Genomic DNA, 14,568 nt, shown 5'->3' with positions numbered 1-14,568 from the left:
ATCAGCCCTTTGCCGCAGAAGAATTTTCGAAAAACGCGCGCACCATCTCTTTTTTATCCCGTACCACGCGCACGCCATTGCGTTCTGCCGGCGCTTGCTTGGTCGCGCGGCGGCTGGCGAAAGAGGCGGCTGTTTCTTCGGGCGGGGGAGGCGCTTCGACGGGGGCCGGCGCACGTTGCGCGGTTTCAATGCTTTCCCGCATGTGGTGCACAGACTGTTCGGATTTATCGACCGCAGAGGAGAATTGTTCGACCAGCGGTTCAAGCTGTTTCAGCGTCGCCGTCAACTTGCGCAATTTCATCGAAACCACGTAGCCATAGCCGATGCTGCCGATCAGCAATACGACAATCAGGCTGTCAATTATCGTTGCCATCATCTTCGTGGTCCTCCAGAATTTCCAGCTTTTCGGTAATTTGCACAGCCACATAGCCGTTGTTACGTTTGCCCAACGACACGTTGAACATCGGGGTGTCGGCGCAGGTCACAGTAGCATCGCGGCCTTCCTCGATGCCGAAATCAATCGTGTCACCGGGCCGCCATGACATGATTTTTTGTAGCGGAAAGACGTTTTCGGACAGGACAACATCCAGATCGACGTTCGCGCGTTCGATCTGCGCCCCGATCAACCCGCGCCACTGGTCTTGCGACACCATCCGGTCGCCGAAATAGACTTTGCCCAGGTCCGGCAAGATCTGTTCAAGCGCGTCATAGGGGATGACCAGATCAAGGTTGCCGGTGTTCCCCGCAAGGGTCAGAGACAGCCGTAAACGTGCGCAAAGGCTTGTGTTTTTGGCAATCGCGGCACCTTCGGCCTCGGTTTCGATGCGATCGAGTTCGAGGTTCGCCGCCCCCACAACCGACAAAGACCGCTCAAGCTCGGCAAAGACGGCAGAGGCGAGCCGTTCGCCAAAGCCAAGCTCGATCGCGGTAAAAGGATCGGTGTTGTCGAGATCGACGTTCCTGGCATTCCCGCCCAGCATCAGTTCAACCGCGGTCATCAGCACCGCTTGATCCATCACCACAAGGATTTCACCGACAAAGGGGTGACCTGTGCCAACGGCCAGAAACGTGGGCTTGGGCAGCCCTTCGATCACTTTGCCCATGGGGATATAGTCAAGCGAGGCCAGTGAGGCTTCACACATGGCGCGCATCAGGTCGGGCAGGGCAACCGACAGGTTTTCGACCATGCGATCGCCAATGATGTCGAGCATGGGCAGGCGATCAAAGGTGAAATCCGACATGCGGATGATTTCGTCGATCAGGGTGCTGCCTGCTTCGTCGGGTCGCCGTGCTGTTGTGTCGCTCTCGCTCATCGCCGCCTCCTACTGCACGATCAGGTCTTTGATCAGGATTTCCTGCGGCAGATCGCTGCCCACGGCGGCGCGCGCCCGTTTCAGCAGTTCGGCCTTGATATAAAGAATGCCCGCCATGCCGCGCACGTCGTTTTCGGTCAGCCCCCGCAGGTAGCCGTTGAAAAGATCGCGCATGAAGGGCTGGCGTTCGACCATCAGCTTGTCCGCGCCCGCATCGGGCCGGTAGGCGACCATCAGGTTCACCTTAAGAAACGCCGATGTCGGGGTGCCGTTTTGATCGAAACCTTGGATGTTGGTCAACATCTCGCCCAGATCGATCAGCCCTGTGCTTGCGGCCTTGGTGTCATCGGCGTGGTCTTCGGCATCACCCTCGTCCTTGGCGTGATCGTCTTTACCATGATCTTCCGCGTCGGCGTGATCATCCTTGGTGTCCGTCTGATCGGCTTCTTCGCTCTTATACTCGGGCTCGAAGGCTTCCGCGTCTTTGACGTAAGCCGCACGGGCAAGGAAAAAGCCGCCGCCCAAGGATACCACGCACATGAGTGCGGCCGCGATCAGCATTTTACGCGACCCGCGGGGCCGGTCCGCTGCGTCAGCAGAGGCAGCCTGCTTTGCCGCAGCTGGCTTTTTTTTCGCTTTGTCGGCCATGTGGAAACCTTAACTTGGTGTTAATGCCACATTCCCCTTTTAAGGTCAAAAACACAAGGTTAAAAATTGTTTAATACTTGCCTTGAGGCATGAATTGATCAATATATTCACAACAAATCGATGCTGAGGGGCCCCATGCAAGGATTAATCGACAATCTCAAGTCGCTCGGTAAAAACAAGCTCGTGATGCTTGGTGGGGCGGGTGTTGGTGTGGTGCTGTTGATGATTCTCGGCATTGGTGCCGTGACCCGTCCGGACTACGCGCCGCTCTATTCGAATCTGTCGATCACCTCCGCAAATTCGATCGAGGCGACGCTGGCAAACGCCGGCTTCAACGCGATGGTCTCTGAAGACGGCACCAGCATCTCGGTTCCCCGCGGGGACGCGGTGCGGGCGCGTATGGTTTTGGCAGAGACCGGCATGCCCATCGATGGAGATCCGGGATGGGAGCTGTTCGACGAAAGCAGCGGGCTGGCGATGAACTCCTTCCTGCAGAAGATCAATAAGATGCGCGCGATGGAGGGGGAGCTCGCCCGCTCCATCCAGACGCTTGACGGGATCTCGTCTGCGCGGGTTCATCTGGTGCTGCCAGACCGCGAGCCTTTCTCCCGCGATGCGCCAGCGCCGCGTGCCTCTATCATCCTGCGCCCCGAATCCGGCCGTGCGGTGACCCGAAAGCAGGCCGTGGCGGTCAGCAATTTGGTCGCCTCTGCCGTTGCTGATCTGGATATTTCGCGCGTCACCGTTCTGTCGGCCAGTGGCGAGACGATCCTGGCGGAAGGGCCGGACGGCAGCAGCCAAGGCGGCGTCCAATCCGCCAAAGCAGGCATTGAAGACCGCCTGTCGCAAGAGATCCAGAACATCCTGACAGCGCGGGTCGGCGCGGGGAACGCGCGCGTTCATGTGAACGTCGAATTGACCACGCAGCGCGAAGTCATTGTCGAGCAGACATACGACCCCGACCAGCAGGTCGTGCGGTCGACCGAGACGAAGTCCGAAGACCAGACCGGCACGAAAGAGGCTGGCAACGTCGGTGTGGAAAACAACATCCCTGCCGCTTTGGCCGATGGCAATGGGGCAGGGACCTCGACCCGCCGGTCAGAGGCTGACGAGATCGTGCAATATGAGATCGGCAACACGCGCCGCGAGATCGTGCGCGAAGCCGGCGACGTGCGGCGCATGTCGGTCGCGGTTCTGGTGAACGGGATCTACAACGTTGACGGGTCAGATGTGATCTACGCTGAACGCACGCCGGAAGAGCTCGCGCGGCTTGGGGAACTGGTCAAAACTGCCGTCGGATTCGACACTACACGTGGGGATAGTGTCTCTGTCGATAGTATGCGGTTCATGGATTATTCAATGGATCTTGGCGATCCGATCGACAAATCTATCGGGGATGAGCTGACCGAGAATGTCGTGTCTATTGTGCGCGGTGTTTTGGCCCTGCTGGTTGTCGGTCTGATCCTTGTCTTTGGCGTGCGGCCCATGCTGCGCAAGTTCAGCGAAGGGGATCAGCTCAACAGCTACGAAGATCCCGCCCTGACCGCAGAAAAGGCCGCCGAACCCGCCGCACTGACAGCGGAAGGCCAGCGCCCCAAGCTGCCCGGCACCACGCCAGCCGTCGCGGATATTGCCGAGGATGACGACCCGCTGACTGTCACGGATGATGATATCGAAGCTGCGGAAGTGGCTGAATACGTGCGCAAGGAAGGCATTCGCGGGAATCTCCACAAGAAAAAGATCGAGACGATCCAACAGCTTGCAGATGAGAAACCCCAAGAGGTTCTGCGCGTGATCCGGTCGTGGCTTCCTGCCGAGGCGGGCGCATGATCGATCTTTTCGCCCGAAATTTCGACAGCGACAATGCGCCCGCAGCGCCCGTCACTACAATCGACGAGGAAGAGCTGAACCTGCGTCTCGCCGAAGCGCGCAAGCAGGGCTTTGATGCCGGGCGCGCCGTCGGGCAGCAAGATGCAAAAGCGGAGTTTGACGCGCAAGAGGATGCACGACTAGAGGCGGAGAGCGCTGAAATCCGTGCGCAGCTTGACGCGCTGATCGTGCAAGATACGAGACAATGCCGCGCAACAGAGACTGATATCGTGGAACTCTTCCTCGGCATCGGCGACCGGCTTGTACCAGAGTTGCTGCAAAACTACGGCGTCGATCTGGCCATTGGTCGCATCCGTGAAAGCGTCGCCCTAAGCCGCAGTACACCGGTTCTGTCCATCACCGCCTCCCCCGAAGTCGCCGCACGGCTGCAGGCCGAGCCGCCGGTTTGGCTACCTGCATCAACAGACGCCGCGTCGATCAAGATTGTCGCGGATAGCGATCTGCCCCGTGGTGCGGCGCGGGTCGTCTGGCAGGGCGGGAAGCTGGAATACGATCTTGAAAAGGCAACCACGGCCGTGCGCAGCGCCTTGCAAACCGCCGCCGTTGAACTGACCGCAACCACAAGGATTGCTGAATAATGCTACATAATGACCAGGATAAAACCCAAGCAGACCTGACCGACAGCACCGCTCAGGATGCAGAAACCAAAGCGCCGGCGGGTCTGGATGGCAAAAGCCTCGATGCGATCTTTGGGGTCAAACTGGACGTCCGTGTCGTTCTGGGGCGCAGCCGTATGCCGATCTCGGAGTTGCTGAACCTGACCAAAGGGTCGGTGATCGAGCTTGACCGCCGCGTGGGTGAACCCGTCGACATCATGATTAACGATCGCATGGTCGCGCGCGGTGATCTGGTGCGCGTGCAGGGGGATTCCCTTGGTGTTGCGCTGCGTGAGATCGTCAAAGACTTCGTTTCAGAAATCTGATGTCCCCCCGTTTGCTGCCCCTGTTTGCACCGCGCATGATGTGTGGTCTGGCCTTGGTTTTGGCCGGTGTCGTCGCGTCCGCATCGACTGGATGGGCGCAAGAGGCAGACCTTGGCAGCATGGTGCGGGACCTCTCTTCGGCTTTCGGTGACGTGACGCCGGGCACGGACGAGGGGGCCAGCCTGTCGGGCCGTCTGATCCAGCTGTTCGCGATCATTTCGGTCCTGAGCGTGGCACCGGGGCTTTTGGTGATGGTCACGAGCTTCACCAGATTTGTCATTGTTTTCTCGATGTTACGGCTTGCGCTTGGGCTGAACCAAACGCCACCGAACATCGTGTTGAACGCTATGGCGCTGTTCATGACCTTCTTTGTGATGCAGCCGGTGTTCGAGGATGCGTGGGAGGGCGGGCTGGTCCCTTTGATGGAAAACGCCATCATCGAAGAGCAAGCCGTGCGCAATATATCCGAGCCGTTTTACAACTTCATGTTGGTTAATACGCGCGACAAGGATCTCCAGCTTTTCACCGATATTGCGGATGAAGCGTCACCGCCCTCGGATGGGCCTGCTGCGCTGCCAAGCTGGCGGGTGCTGGTGCCCTCCTTCATGATTTCGGAGCTGCGTCGCGCGTTTACCATCGGCTTTCTGATTTACCTTCCATTCATCGCGATCGACCTGATCGTGGCATCGGTTTTGATGAGCGCAGGCATGATGATGCTGCCGCCCGTGTTGGTTTCGCTGCCCTTCAAGGTCATCTTTTTCGTACTGATCGATGGGTGGTACATGCTGGCTGGGTCGCTGATTCAATCCTACGTGTCCGGATAAACCGCCGCGGTCATAAATAGCCATGTCAAACAAGAATAGTTTCGGCTATCCTTGTGCGGTAATATCAAGCCTGCGGGAATCGACGATCTCATGAACCAGTTTGTACCCCTTCGCAAACATCGCCACATGTCCGGCGCGCAGAAATCGGCGATCCTTTTCCTGTGTTTGGGTGAGGAGAGGGGCGGCGCGATCATGCAGCAGCTTGATGTTGATGAGATTCGCCAGATCACCACCGCTATCTCGACGATGGGCGAAGTCGACGCCGGTATCGTTGAAGAAATCATCGCGGAATTTGATGAAAAAGTGAATCACAGCGGCAGTGTGGTCGGCTCGATTGATGCCGCACGCGGATTGCTGAAAGAATTCCTCCCCGAAGATCGTGTTGCTGAAATTTTGCAGGAAATTGACGGCAAAAAGATCGATAACGTTTGGAAAGACCTGTCGGATCTGGACGAGAAGGAGTTGGTCGCCTTTCTCCAGAAGGAACACAACCAAACGATCGCTGTCATCCTGACGCGAATCCGGCCTGACGTCGCAGCGAAGGTATTGCCGCTGTTGGGGGCCGAACGAGCCGCCGATCTGATTGAGCGCATCATGGGCATGGACAAGCTGCCGATCGATACGATTCAGAATATCGAAAACACATTGCGTGAAGATGTGCTCGCCAAGGCCGGAAACAGCGCTGAAGCCCGGATCGAGAGCCAGTTGGTGTCGATTTTCAACAAACTCGACGAAGATATGTTGGTTAATCTCACCCGCAACCTGGAAGAGCGCCAGCCCGATAAGCTCTTGTCGATCAAGCAAAAAATGTTTGTTTTCGATGATTTGGTTAAATTCAACGAAATGATGTTGGGTAAAATCATGCGCGAAGTGAGCGGGAATACCCTGCCGATGGCGCTGCGTGGTGCCAAGAAGGAAGTGCGTGAACATTTCCTGGCGTCCCTGCCTTCGCGATCACGCGGAATGCTGCAGGATGAAATGTCTTCAATGGGCCCTGTCCGGTCCAAAGATGTTAAAGGCGCGCAGGCTCAGTTGGTCGAAGCCGCATTGCGTTTGATGTCGGAAGGGGAGGTGTCCTTGCCCGAAAATGACGACGACATGATGTCGGATATGCCGAGCTGATCAGCGATACAGGCGCGATGCAGAGAATGTGACAGCCGTCACATCGATTGTGATCGGCACGAACTGGCCGCCCAGATTGTAGGATTGCAGCAGATCAAGTGCGATCGAATTCGCCTGAAATCCCTGTGGGTTAACTGCATCTGAAATGGCGACGTAGCGCGCGATCAGCTTCTCACGTTCCGCCGGATCCGCCAGTTTTTCGAGGTCGAATTTATCAGCGAGAAGCGCCTTTTGTTTGTCGAGATCAAGGGCAGACATCTGTTCGGGGAGTGACAAGGCGACCTGGAAGAAATTGGTTAGCTTCTCGCTGGCCAGTACGTCGAACCAGTTATTAATACCGCTAAACTTGTCACGAAATTCTAACACCGTGCCCACGGTCTCGTTCTGGGCGTCATTTTCGTTAATGTACTGCCGATTATAGAAGCGTGTCGTCACATCATTCAGGAAATCCGGGTCCGTCAAATCAGGGGTTTGCGGACCTGCCTCAGTCGTGAAGCCAAGGGCCAGATGCATTTCGCGGAAGCGGCTGTCGGTCAGTCGGTTCAGCAGGGATGAAGGTTCGACCGGATCGGATTCCAGCATTTTGCGGATCAGCCCTTTGCCGAAAATCTGGTCTTCCAGGTCAAAGGCCCGCATCACAAAACTGTAGACTTCGAAATCCGCGATCAGCTCTTCCGGGCTGGAGATGTCGCCGATTCTGTCGCGAAACGCTTCTTCCGCGCGTTTGTTGGCGGCAGAATCACGCATCAGATCAAGTTGTTTGTCCCGCGTTGCGTCAATCAGCTTGAGCGCGGTGGAACTGCCTAAACCTGAAATGCTGATCATAGGTTTACCCTATTCCGCCGCCGTGGCTGTGTTCTTTTCCCGGATCATTTTGAACAATTTTTCTTCATATTCGATCAGGGGGCGCAATGTGCGCATCGCTTTGTAGAAGTCAGCAGAAGACACGTGAGCCGCGGCTTCAAAGATGTGGCTGGCCATCTCGTCGTGGAAAACCGGCGCAAGCGCGCCTAGTTTCTTTTGGATGATCGACACCAATTTTTTACGGGTCGATGGCTCAAGCAAGGCGGTCTGGATGAAGAAATAGACCTCTTTTACAGGGGTGCGCTCTTCATCCTCTTTTAACAGATCGGCTTCACGCACGATGTCAGCCTGATTCTCGATCACAATCATCTGACGGCGATCGGCGTTGCGCACGACACAGCCGTTAATCAGGATCCGCTCGTTCGGTTTCAGGGTTAATCGCAGCGCCATAAAGCTTACTCCGCCGCGACTTTTGCAGCCCGTCCGCTCAGACCGTCGATAATACTGCGGTTAATATCAATCAAAGGCTTCACATTTTTAGACCCGGACAGGACCGCTTTGGTGTGGTTTTCCACCCAAAGAGCCAGCGATATCAGTGCAGCGCGCAAATCGGCCGTCAGCCCGTTATCCTTCTCGGCCAAATCGGCCTTGAACGTGAGCCAAACGCGCTGGTTCTCCCACAGGGTATCGCGCAGGCCATCTGCAAGCATCTGAAGCTTTTGAGATTTTTCCGCAGCACCGTCAAATGCTTCGAATTTGTTTTCAAGTTTGGATGTCACGCTCGCCAAAATCCGACGCTCAATCTGGCGCGGATCTTCGGTGTGCGAGATGGTCCGCTTATACGCGGTTACACTCATTTCACTGCCTTTTTATTCTGCCTCGGTTCAACTATAGGGTGGCAGAGTTAAGGGAGAATTAAAAAATCCTTAATTTCTTGAAAGCAAGGATAATTTTCAGCACTTGTTTTTAAATCATGCTTTGCATGTCACACTGTGGCGGGGTTTTCGGGGGGCCGCAGTGTTAATGAATGTGCTGGCCCGGAGTGACCGCACGCAGCATTTCACGGTGAAAGCTGTGGGCGATATTATCAGCGGAAAGCAAGCCGTCAGGGGCGGTGCCGTCACGCTCGGACTGGGCGAGGGAAACGATGATATGGCCGATGTGGTGGCCAAGTTGAACGGGGCACGCAGGTGCCAAGGCTAGTTGTGCGCAGGGTTCGATCAAAACGATGGCGTCATCTTCCAGATCAAGGCCAAACTCCTGATCTAGAACATCGGCCAAGGAAGCGCCGGAAATGATCTCTTCTCCGGCGTAGATTGCGAAGGGGGTCAGATCAACGTCCTCTACGGCGACGGTGAAACGGGTGATCGGCGACGCCAGCAGTGACGACAGGATGCGGCCCAAGGGCGTGTTGCAAGGATCGGCGCAAAATTCCAGCCGACCGCCCCAGATGTGCCCCATCAAATCAGAACGCATAGTTAAAACTTCCCCAAGTGTCGCGTGTGCAACCCCAAGGTATCTTCCCAACACGGTTTTTTGAATTCCGGATTTGTTAAACTTCGCAAGCGGATCTTGAATTTCAACAACGATCAGCGCAGCGGTTTTGCGCTGACACTTGCGGTAATTTCGGCAAAATTCCCCCGATCACCCATATTTTTGGGAACCAAATATGGGGCGAAATGTTATCCACAGCACAAGTATTGGTGGGCGGGGCAAAATATGGCTGCATGTTCACCTGTATGCGAATTTACAATAAATGTGTTGAGAATGTGCGGTAAGTGTGAGTGCGGAAAGGTGCGATTCTCTCACGATGCAGGTACAGGCCCCGTTACGTCGGATCGAATGCATTCAGCCCGCCCGTGCGCAGCATGTAGCCACTGGACCGTACCGTTTCGACGGAAATACGTTCATCGAATGTGTCCGCAAATTTCTTACGGATTTTCGCGACATGGACATCAAATTTCCGATCACCATATCGCCACGGCCGAGATTCTACGGCGAGACTAAGCGCATCGCGGGTCACGATTTGCCCGTCCTGCGCGAATAATACCCGCATGATCTGAGCTTCCGCCGTCGTTAATCCGGCGCGCAGAGCGATATACGCTTCGACATCCCAGCTCACATCGTGAGGTTGTTCAACTGACGGCGTAGGGGTTGGTAGGCGTCGGTTCAGTCGTAAAGACAGCTCGCGCAGATTGCAGGGCCATGTGAGGACATCGATCGCACCCGCTTCAAACGCATCGGCACCCCATACCCCTTTCAGCTCTTGTATCGCGAGCACGACTCCGGCCTGCGCGTGGGTGGTGAGCGTGCTGATCAACGGGGCCGGGTTGCTGTTCGCTTCGGTCATATCGACGAAAATGGCGTTAACGCTTTCGCTGTTGTGTAGCCAATGTTCGCAGGCGTCAAAGTCTATACATTCAAAGTCAAATTTTAGGATAACCGTAAATAAATAGTTCAGGGCGTTGCGCACCGAAGGTGACGTAGAGACGAGTAGGATCTTGGTCATTTATCGCGCTGCCCTAATGGGTTGACCGATGGATGTTCGGAAAAGGATAGCATTGCGGCGAGACGCGGAAAGGACACGATGAAAACGGCCATATACTAGGAAAGGGAGCGATGAATTGGATTATCCCTTTGTTGCACGAACCCGTGGGCGAAATCAAAGTCAGAGTTATGCGGCAATAATTGGGCCTGTTTGTCATGAAAAAGCCATACGTTCACTATTCTTTAACCTTCCACGCTATGTATATCCTTGCAGACTGCAGAACGCGTCTGAGAGAACCTCAAGAATAGGCGCTAGAAAATGGCAGACATACTTGAAATTGTTGCGCCAAAACGGCGTGCGCTCGCGGCGGCCAAACGGCTGGTCCATTTGCGCGACGAGGCGGTGCAGGATGAAAACATGCGCGCGGTGATCCTTCACGCGGCAGAAATTGTGGCCAAGTCGGGTGTTCTGTCCGCAGTCGCTGAGAGTGGTCAGAAACGGCAAGGTTTTGCCACATCTGACCTGCCGAGCTTGCATCCCGCCCGCCACCGGTTGAATTAATCCACCGCAGTTTATCTTGAGTTCATAAGTTGTTGTCCTTTCGCCATTCCTTGCGGCGGGCCAATCTATACTTAAGAGACATTGACAATTTTTGTGAGGTTGGCGGACAATCCTGGTATTCTAGTAGAGTTTCCAAGATTTGTTCACGAGGCTTCATCCCGCACCGACGTAGTAAAGGCGCATACGAAAGTGACAGAGTTTACAGATCCCCCCGTTTCCGAGGCCGCAATTCGCGTGATTACCGCATTCGCTGGCCGTGAATCCGCAACCGTGCAAGACATTCTGGCGTTGTCGCAGGCGCTTCCCGCCGCACTCGCCGGGCTCCAGCCCGCAGCCGCCAAGGCCGAAATCAGCAAGGTAGCAGCGCAGTTTACGACTGAAACCGCCATTCCCGCGGTGCCGGTTGCCGAGTCGTTTACGGATGATTCCGTCACCTGCCTGTGCTGCGGCCGATCCTTTACCATGCTCAAGCGTCACCTGCGCGCAGAGCACGGGTTGAGCGAGAGCGAATACCGGATCAAGTTCAATCTTGATGATGATCATCCCCTCGTCGCACCGAACTATTCTTTGCGCAAAGCGGATTATGCAAAGAAAGCGGGCCTTGGTCGGTATGCCCGCGACGAGGCGGTGCAGGCAAATCTTGGGTCGCAGCTGTAAAGTTCAAATGCCTTTCCTTTGCCACCGTTTTGTCCTGCGGAGCACCTAATCCCCCTCGATACATGTCTCTGAGGCAGTCGGTGCAGAAGCACGTCTGCCGAACCGGCCCCCGTGGTCGCGAGAATAGAGGCAGGACATATGGCAGCGACGACACAGCCGCGCGTATTTAAAAAAGTAGAAGTTATCGAAGGCGGTGGACATCACGGTGGCGGCTGGAAGGTCGCCTATGCTGATTTCATGACCGCGATGATGGCGTTCTTTCTGCTGATGTGGATTCTCTCGAGCGCGGACGAGCAAAAGCTACGCGGGATTGCCGAATACTTTACCAATGCGACCCTGCCCGGCGGCAGTGGTGTATTGGACGGTGCTACCTTGGGGCCACCCGGTACATTGACCGCCTCGAATGGGGCGATTGTGGCCCGTGGCAGCGAGCTTGGGAAAATCGACGATCCGGCCTCGGCCAAGTGGGAAATCCGCGACGAAACCGCGACGTCGGTGCCAGATGAGACGCAGATCGGCTCCGAAGACGGTGCCCATGAAAACCCCGCCGCGGCCAATGTTGCCAGCGCGTCGCAAACCGCATCCGATGGGTCAAAATCGGCTGGCGATGCGACCATTGATAATGTGCACGCATTGGACAATGAAAAGTTCAAAAAGCTGGAGCAGGATATCTTGCAGGCGATGCAGGAGAATCCCGACCTTGATCCGCTGAAGAAGAACCTGATTTTCCAGCAAACACCCGAAGGCTTGCAGATCCAGATCATCGATCAGGAAGGGCAACCGATGTTCTATAGTGGCCGCGCCGAAATGCAGGGTGCCACAGATCAGCTGCTCGCGAATTTGGGTAAGTCTTTGGCACGCCTGCCGAATAAAATCACGCTGTCAGGGCACACCGATGCTGTCCGCTTTGCCAATAGCCAGAAGTACGACAACTGGGATCTGTCCTCGGACCGTGCCAACGCCACGCGCCGTGTTTTCGAAGCCTCGGGCGTTGCACGTGATCGTATCATCCGCGTGTCGGGCCTTGCCGATACCGCGCCGCTGGTGCCCGAAAATCCGACCGACGCGTCTAACCGTCGGATCACGGTGTCGGTTCAATATCAGAAGGTCGAGGACTATGCCGGCGATGACGTAGCCCCGACGCAGATTGATGCGGCGACACCGCCAGCCGAGACCGGCGAGAAGCTATATAAGGCGTCGATCCCTGCGCCCGTAGCACCACAGAACAGTGGCGAGGTGCAACGGGTCGCACAGAATGTCGAGCCTGTGGCGGCACCTTTGAAGGATGATGTATTCTTGAACCTGCGCAACGCGCTGCGGTGATCAGGCTCTGATCAACTCGCCCAAGGTGGGGACCCGTCGGCTGGCAAAGATCGGCCGGCGGGATCGTTCGACCGAGCGGCGCAGGAACTCTGGCAGCATGGGGTTTGCTTCTTCATTTACCATCGTGCCGCGCGGTGCAGCGACCACGGGGTCGGCAGTGGGAATATCCAGGCCGAGCATCTTGGCGGGGTCCAGCCCTTCTTCCAGCGCGTAGTTGTAGTTCACGGCGTAATCAACCGCTTCTTCCAGCACCACCGGGTCCGATGCGACCAGCGCCATCAACCGGCGTTCGTCGGAATATAGGAATTGCTTGGTCTTGAAGCCGTCGACCTCGGGGATAAAGCAGGTGTTTTCGCGGCGCAGCTTCAGCAGCTTGACCAAACGATCCGGCATCAAGTGGCGTTCATCGCGGCGAAACACGATCATGCTGCAGGTCCCAAAGCTGGACAGGCACGCCGCGAGGCAAATGTGATCCGGCCAGCCCGAGAATGCGAATTTCACATCGTCCGCATCAATCAGGACAATCATTGTGGTTTCAACATCCGAGATCACGGCACTCTCCAGCTTATTCTGAAGTTTACTTTAGTCACACCATGAAAAGATAGCAATTGGTCTTGAGCGACAAATTTTTAAACTTGGAGGAACATGAACTGTTCTTGAGATTTCAATGAAAATGCCTAAAGTGCTTGGAAACTTGCAAGTGGAAAACAAATGACGATTATTCTGGGCTTCGTGGTCGTGATGGGCATGGTCTTTGGGGGGTATATGCTCTCTGGCGGGGACATGGGCATCATTACCCATGCGCTACCGTTCGAAGGTATGATGATCGGCGGTGCCGCGCTTGGCTCGTTTATTGCGGCGAATTCCTTTGCCAATATCGCGGGGGCAGGGCGCGCGCTGGTTAAGGCATTCAAGGGGCCCAAGTGGAATTCGGGCGACTATGTGGACCTGCTGAACCTCATGTATACGTTGGCCCGCAAGTACCAGCAAAATGGCATGCTCGCGCTGGATGAACATATTGAAAACCCGCAAGAAAGTTCGATCTTTTCGCAGTACCCCAAGCTGCAGAAAGACCACTTTGCCATTGATCTGATCACCGATAGTTTCCGTATGCTGGCGATGCAGTTCGATGATCCGTATCAGGCGGAAGATGTCATTAACCGCAAGCTGAAAAAGCACCACCACGAAGCGTTGGTGGCCCCCCACGGGCTGACCACCGTCTCCGACGCGCTACCCGCCATCGGGATTGTTGCGGCGGTTTTAGGCGTGATCAAGACGATGTCGTCGATCGACAAGCCGCCTGCGGTTCTGGGGGCGATGATCGGCGGCGCGTTGGTCGGGACATTCCTTGGGGTTTTCCTTGCCTATCTTTTCGTTTCTCCGGTCGCCAACCGTCTGCAAGCCATCGAAGAGCAGGACGGCATTTACTACGCCGTGATCCGCGACATCTTTATCGCGATCCTGCATGGCCATTCGCCCGCGATCTGCACCGAGATCGGGCGCGGTAACATTCCGACCAGCCTGCAGCCCAGCTTTTACGAGATGGAAGAGGCTCGCAAGCAGATGCCAGAGGCCGCATAACCCATGGCCGGACGCCGTCAGATCGCTGCGCTCAAGCTGATCAACACCATCCGGCAACACGAGCTGGATGCGATCGGGGCACAGCTTTCGGGCTTGCGGGCACAGCAAACATCGCTGACGGAACAAAGTGCGGCGCTGACCCAGCGGGCGATTGCTGAACAGACGGGTAGCACCTTGGAAACACAGGCCTATTTGCCCGCCTACCTATCCTCGGTTGACCGGCAACAACGTGGCTTGGCGGCGGAGGGGGATGCGCTGTCAGGGCAGATCGACACGCTAGAGGATGCGCTTTTCGCGCAGTTCCGCGCGCTTAAGACCACGCAAACGGTGCTGTCGAAAGCGCAAGCCGAGGCGAAAGCCGATGCCGACAGGGCAGAACAGGCCGCACTAGACGACGCGTCGCGCGCGCTGTTCGCATTGCAGCGCCGGTAACGC

19 protein-coding genes are annotated in these 14,568 nt (G+C 56.1%); 10 read left to right on the top strand and 9 right to left on the bottom strand.

Features of this window, described 5'->3' with window-relative positions:
• Position 1 precedes the first annotated feature (1 nt).
• The 3 genes from AB1495_RS16745 to fliL are packed head-to-tail and all read right to left on the bottom strand — an operon-like array spanning position 2 to position 1,961.
• A complete protein-coding gene (locus AB1495_RS16745) occupies positions 2 to 376 on the bottom strand; it encodes a hypothetical protein (protein ID WP_005849045.1) in 375 nt (124 codons plus the stop codon).
• Positions 357 to 1,313 (bottom strand): flagellar motor switch protein FliM, encoded by a 957-nt coding sequence (locus AB1495_RS16740; RefSeq protein WP_074636860.1) that lies wholly within the window; start codon positions 1,311 to 1,313, stop codon positions 357 to 359. The genes AB1495_RS16745 and AB1495_RS16740 overlap by 20 nt, the downstream gene beginning before the upstream one ends.
• Before the next feature lie 9 nt (positions 1,314 to 1,322).
• Positions 1,323 to 1,961: a flagellar basal body-associated protein FliL gene (gene fliL / locus AB1495_RS16735; RefSeq protein ID WP_037966637.1), complete on the bottom strand. Its 639-nt coding sequence runs from the start codon at positions 1,959 to 1,961 to the stop codon at positions 1,323 to 1,325.
• A 135-nt stretch (positions 1,962 to 2,096) separates the two neighbouring features.
• On the opposite strand from fliL, the gene fliF reads away from it, so the two are divergent.
• The 5 genes from fliF to AB1495_RS16710 all read left to right on the top strand — a co-directional run bounded on the left by fliF (position 2,097) and on the right by AB1495_RS16710 (position 6,719).
• Positions 2,097 to 3,791 carry a flagellar basal-body MS-ring/collar protein FliF gene (fliF, locus tag AB1495_RS16730; RefSeq protein WP_074636858.1) on the top strand — a complete coding sequence of 565 codons (1,695 nt, stop codon included), beginning with the start codon at positions 2,097 to 2,099 and terminating at the stop codon, positions 3,789 to 3,791.
• Positions 3,788 to 4,429: a flagellar motor switch protein FliH gene (locus AB1495_RS16725; RefSeq protein ID WP_074636856.1), complete on the top strand. Its 642-nt coding sequence runs from the start codon at positions 3,788 to 3,790 to the stop codon at positions 4,427 to 4,429. Before fliF ends, AB1495_RS16725 begins: the two co-directional genes overlap by 4 nt.
• Positions 4,429 to 4,773, top strand: a complete 345-nt coding sequence (fliN, locus tag AB1495_RS16720) for a flagellar motor switch protein FliN (protein ID WP_074636854.1) — start codon at positions 4,429 to 4,431, stop codon at positions 4,771 to 4,773. The genes AB1495_RS16725 and fliN overlap by 1 nt, the downstream gene beginning before the upstream one ends.
• Positions 4,773 to 5,597: a flagellar type III secretion system pore protein FliP gene (fliP, locus tag AB1495_RS16715; RefSeq protein ID WP_074636852.1), complete on the top strand. Its 825-nt coding sequence runs from the start codon at positions 4,773 to 4,775 to the stop codon at positions 5,595 to 5,597. Before fliN ends, fliP begins: the two co-directional genes overlap by 1 nt.
• A gap of 90 nt (positions 5,598 to 5,687) precedes the next feature.
• The gene (locus AB1495_RS16710; protein WP_009824334.1) at positions 5,688 to 6,719 is read left to right on the top strand and encodes a flagellar motor switch protein FliG; all 1,032 of its coding nucleotides are present in this window, start codon (positions 5,688 to 5,690) and stop codon (positions 6,717 to 6,719) included.
• Here AB1495_RS16710 and AB1495_RS16705 read toward each other — a convergent pair whose 3' ends face one another.
• The 5 genes from AB1495_RS16705 to AB1495_RS16685 all read right to left on the bottom strand — a co-directional run bounded on the left by AB1495_RS16705 (position 6,720) and on the right by AB1495_RS16685 (position 10,032).
• Positions 6,720 to 7,544 (bottom strand): DUF1217 domain-containing protein, encoded by an 825-nt coding sequence (locus AB1495_RS16705; RefSeq protein WP_074636850.1) that lies wholly within the window; start codon positions 7,542 to 7,544, stop codon positions 6,720 to 6,722.
• A gap of 9 nt (positions 7,545 to 7,553) precedes the next feature.
• Positions 7,554 to 7,973, bottom strand: a complete 420-nt coding sequence (locus AB1495_RS16700) for a flagellar biosynthesis repressor FlbT (protein ID WP_005849060.1) — start codon at positions 7,971 to 7,973, stop codon at positions 7,554 to 7,556.
• Between the two features lie 5 nt (positions 7,974 to 7,978).
• Positions 7,979 to 8,380, bottom strand: coding sequence for a flagellar biosynthesis regulator FlaF (gene flaF / locus AB1495_RS16695; RefSeq protein ID WP_005849061.1), 402 nt, complete (start codon positions 8,378 to 8,380; stop codon positions 7,979 to 7,981).
• Between the two features lie 163 nt (positions 8,381 to 8,543).
• On the bottom strand, positions 8,544 to 8,999 hold the full coding sequence (locus tag AB1495_RS16690; protein ID WP_037966629.1) for a hypothetical protein: 456 nt from the start codon (positions 8,997 to 8,999) through the stop codon (positions 8,544 to 8,546).
• A gap of 352 nt (positions 9,000 to 9,351) precedes the next feature.
• A complete protein-coding gene (locus tag AB1495_RS16685; RefSeq protein WP_074636848.1) occupies positions 9,352 to 10,032 on the bottom strand; it encodes a winged helix-turn-helix domain-containing protein in 681 nt (226 codons plus the stop codon).
• A 297-nt stretch (positions 10,033 to 10,329) separates the two neighbouring features.
• Here AB1495_RS16685 and AB1495_RS16680 point away from each other — a divergent pair, with 297 nt between their 5' ends.
• From AB1495_RS16680 to AB1495_RS16670, 3 genes are all read left to right on the top strand, one after another.
• A complete protein-coding gene (locus AB1495_RS16680) occupies positions 10,330 to 10,572 on the top strand; it encodes a hypothetical protein (RefSeq protein ID WP_074636846.1) in 243 nt (80 codons plus the stop codon).
• Positions 10,573 to 10,761: 189 nt separating this feature from the next.
• Positions 10,762 to 11,229 (top strand): MucR family transcriptional regulator, encoded by a 468-nt coding sequence (locus AB1495_RS16675; protein WP_005849067.1) that lies wholly within the window; start codon positions 10,762 to 10,764, stop codon positions 11,227 to 11,229.
• Between the two features lie 138 nt (positions 11,230 to 11,367).
• Positions 11,368 to 12,552, top strand: a complete 1,185-nt coding sequence (locus AB1495_RS16670) for a flagellar motor protein MotB (protein ID WP_037942066.1) — start codon at positions 11,368 to 11,370, stop codon at positions 12,550 to 12,552.
• On the opposite strand, the gene AB1495_RS16665 is transcribed toward AB1495_RS16670, so the two are convergent.
• A complete protein-coding gene (locus tag AB1495_RS16665; RefSeq protein ID WP_074636844.1) occupies positions 12,553 to 13,104 on the bottom strand; it encodes a flagellar motor protein in 552 nt (183 codons plus the stop codon).
• A 159-nt stretch (positions 13,105 to 13,263) separates the two neighbouring features.
• Here AB1495_RS16665 and motA point away from each other — a divergent pair, with 159 nt between their 5' ends.
• Positions 13,264 to 14,133: a flagellar motor stator protein MotA gene (motA, locus tag AB1495_RS16660; RefSeq protein WP_005849072.1), complete on the top strand. Its 870-nt coding sequence runs from the start codon at positions 13,264 to 13,266 to the stop codon at positions 14,131 to 14,133.
• Positions 14,134 to 14,136: 3 nt separating this feature from the next.
• Positions 14,137 to 14,565 carry a flagellar motor protein gene (locus AB1495_RS16655; protein WP_037966624.1) on the top strand — a complete coding sequence of 143 codons (429 nt, stop codon included), beginning with the start codon at positions 14,137 to 14,139 and terminating at the stop codon, positions 14,563 to 14,565.
• Positions 14,566 to 14,568: the final 3 nt, after the last annotated feature.

The organism is Sulfitobacter pontiacus (assembly GCF_040790665.1).
In the GTDB taxonomy this organism is placed as follows: Bacteria; Pseudomonadota; Alphaproteobacteria; order Rhodobacterales; family Rhodobacteraceae; genus Sulfitobacter; species Sulfitobacter pontiacus.
The sequence above is the reverse complement of the archived record's forward strand: the minus strand, read 5'-3'. Positions and strand labels throughout refer to the sequence as shown.

Bases quoted from the DNA above. Each gene is read 5' to 3' on its own strand.
- flaF (WP_005849061.1), bottom strand. From the start codon at position 8,380: ATGAGTGTAACCGCGTATAAGCGGACCATCTCGCACACCGAAGATCCG.
- AB1495_RS16670 (WP_037942066.1), top strand. From the start codon at position 11,368: ATGGCAGCGACGACACAGCCGCGCGTATTTAAAAAAGTAGAAGTTATC.
- fliF (WP_074636858.1), top strand. From the start codon at position 2,097: ATGCAAGGATTAATCGACAATCTCAAGTCGCTCGGTAAAAACAAGCTC.
- AB1495_RS16710 (WP_009824334.1), top strand. From the start codon at position 5,688: ATGAACCAGTTTGTACCCCTTCGCAAACATCGCCACATGTCCGGCGCG.
- AB1495_RS16700 (WP_005849060.1), bottom strand. From the start codon at position 7,973: ATGGCGCTGCGATTAACCCTGAAACCGAACGAGCGGATCCTGATTAAC.
- AB1495_RS16705 (WP_074636850.1), bottom strand. From the start codon at position 7,544: ATGATCAGCATTTCAGGTTTAGGCAGTTCCACCGCGCTCAAGCTGATT.
- AB1495_RS16690 (WP_037966629.1), bottom strand. From the start codon at position 8,999: ATGCGTTCTGATTTGATGGGGCACATCTGGGGCGGTCGGCTGGAATTT.
- fliN (WP_074636854.1), top strand. From the start codon at position 4,429: ATGCTACATAATGACCAGGATAAAACCCAAGCAGACCTGACCGACAGC.
- AB1495_RS16680 (WP_074636846.1), top strand. From the start codon at position 10,330: ATGGCAGACATACTTGAAATTGTTGCGCCAAAACGGCGTGCGCTCGCG.
- fliP (WP_074636852.1), top strand. From the start codon at position 4,773: ATGTCCCCCCGTTTGCTGCCCCTGTTTGCACCGCGCATGATGTGTGGT.
- AB1495_RS16685 (WP_074636848.1), bottom strand. From the start codon at position 10,032: ATGACCAAGATCCTACTCGTCTCTACGTCACCTTCGGTGCGCAACGCC.
- AB1495_RS16740 (WP_074636860.1), bottom strand. From the start codon at position 1,313: ATGAGCGAGAGCGACACAACAGCACGGCGACCCGACGAAGCAGGCAGC.
- motA (WP_005849072.1), top strand. From the start codon at position 13,264: ATGACGATTATTCTGGGCTTCGTGGTCGTGATGGGCATGGTCTTTGGG.
- AB1495_RS16745 (WP_005849045.1), bottom strand. From the start codon at position 376: ATGATGGCAACGATAATTGACAGCCTGATTGTCGTATTGCTGATCGGC.
- AB1495_RS16725 (WP_074636856.1), top strand. From the start codon at position 3,788: ATGATCGATCTTTTCGCCCGAAATTTCGACAGCGACAATGCGCCCGCA.
- fliL (WP_037966637.1), bottom strand. From the start codon at position 1,961: ATGGCCGACAAAGCGAAAAAAAAGCCAGCTGCGGCAAAGCAGGCTGCC.
- AB1495_RS16655 (WP_037966624.1), top strand. From the start codon at position 14,137: ATGGCCGGACGCCGTCAGATCGCTGCGCTCAAGCTGATCAACACCATC.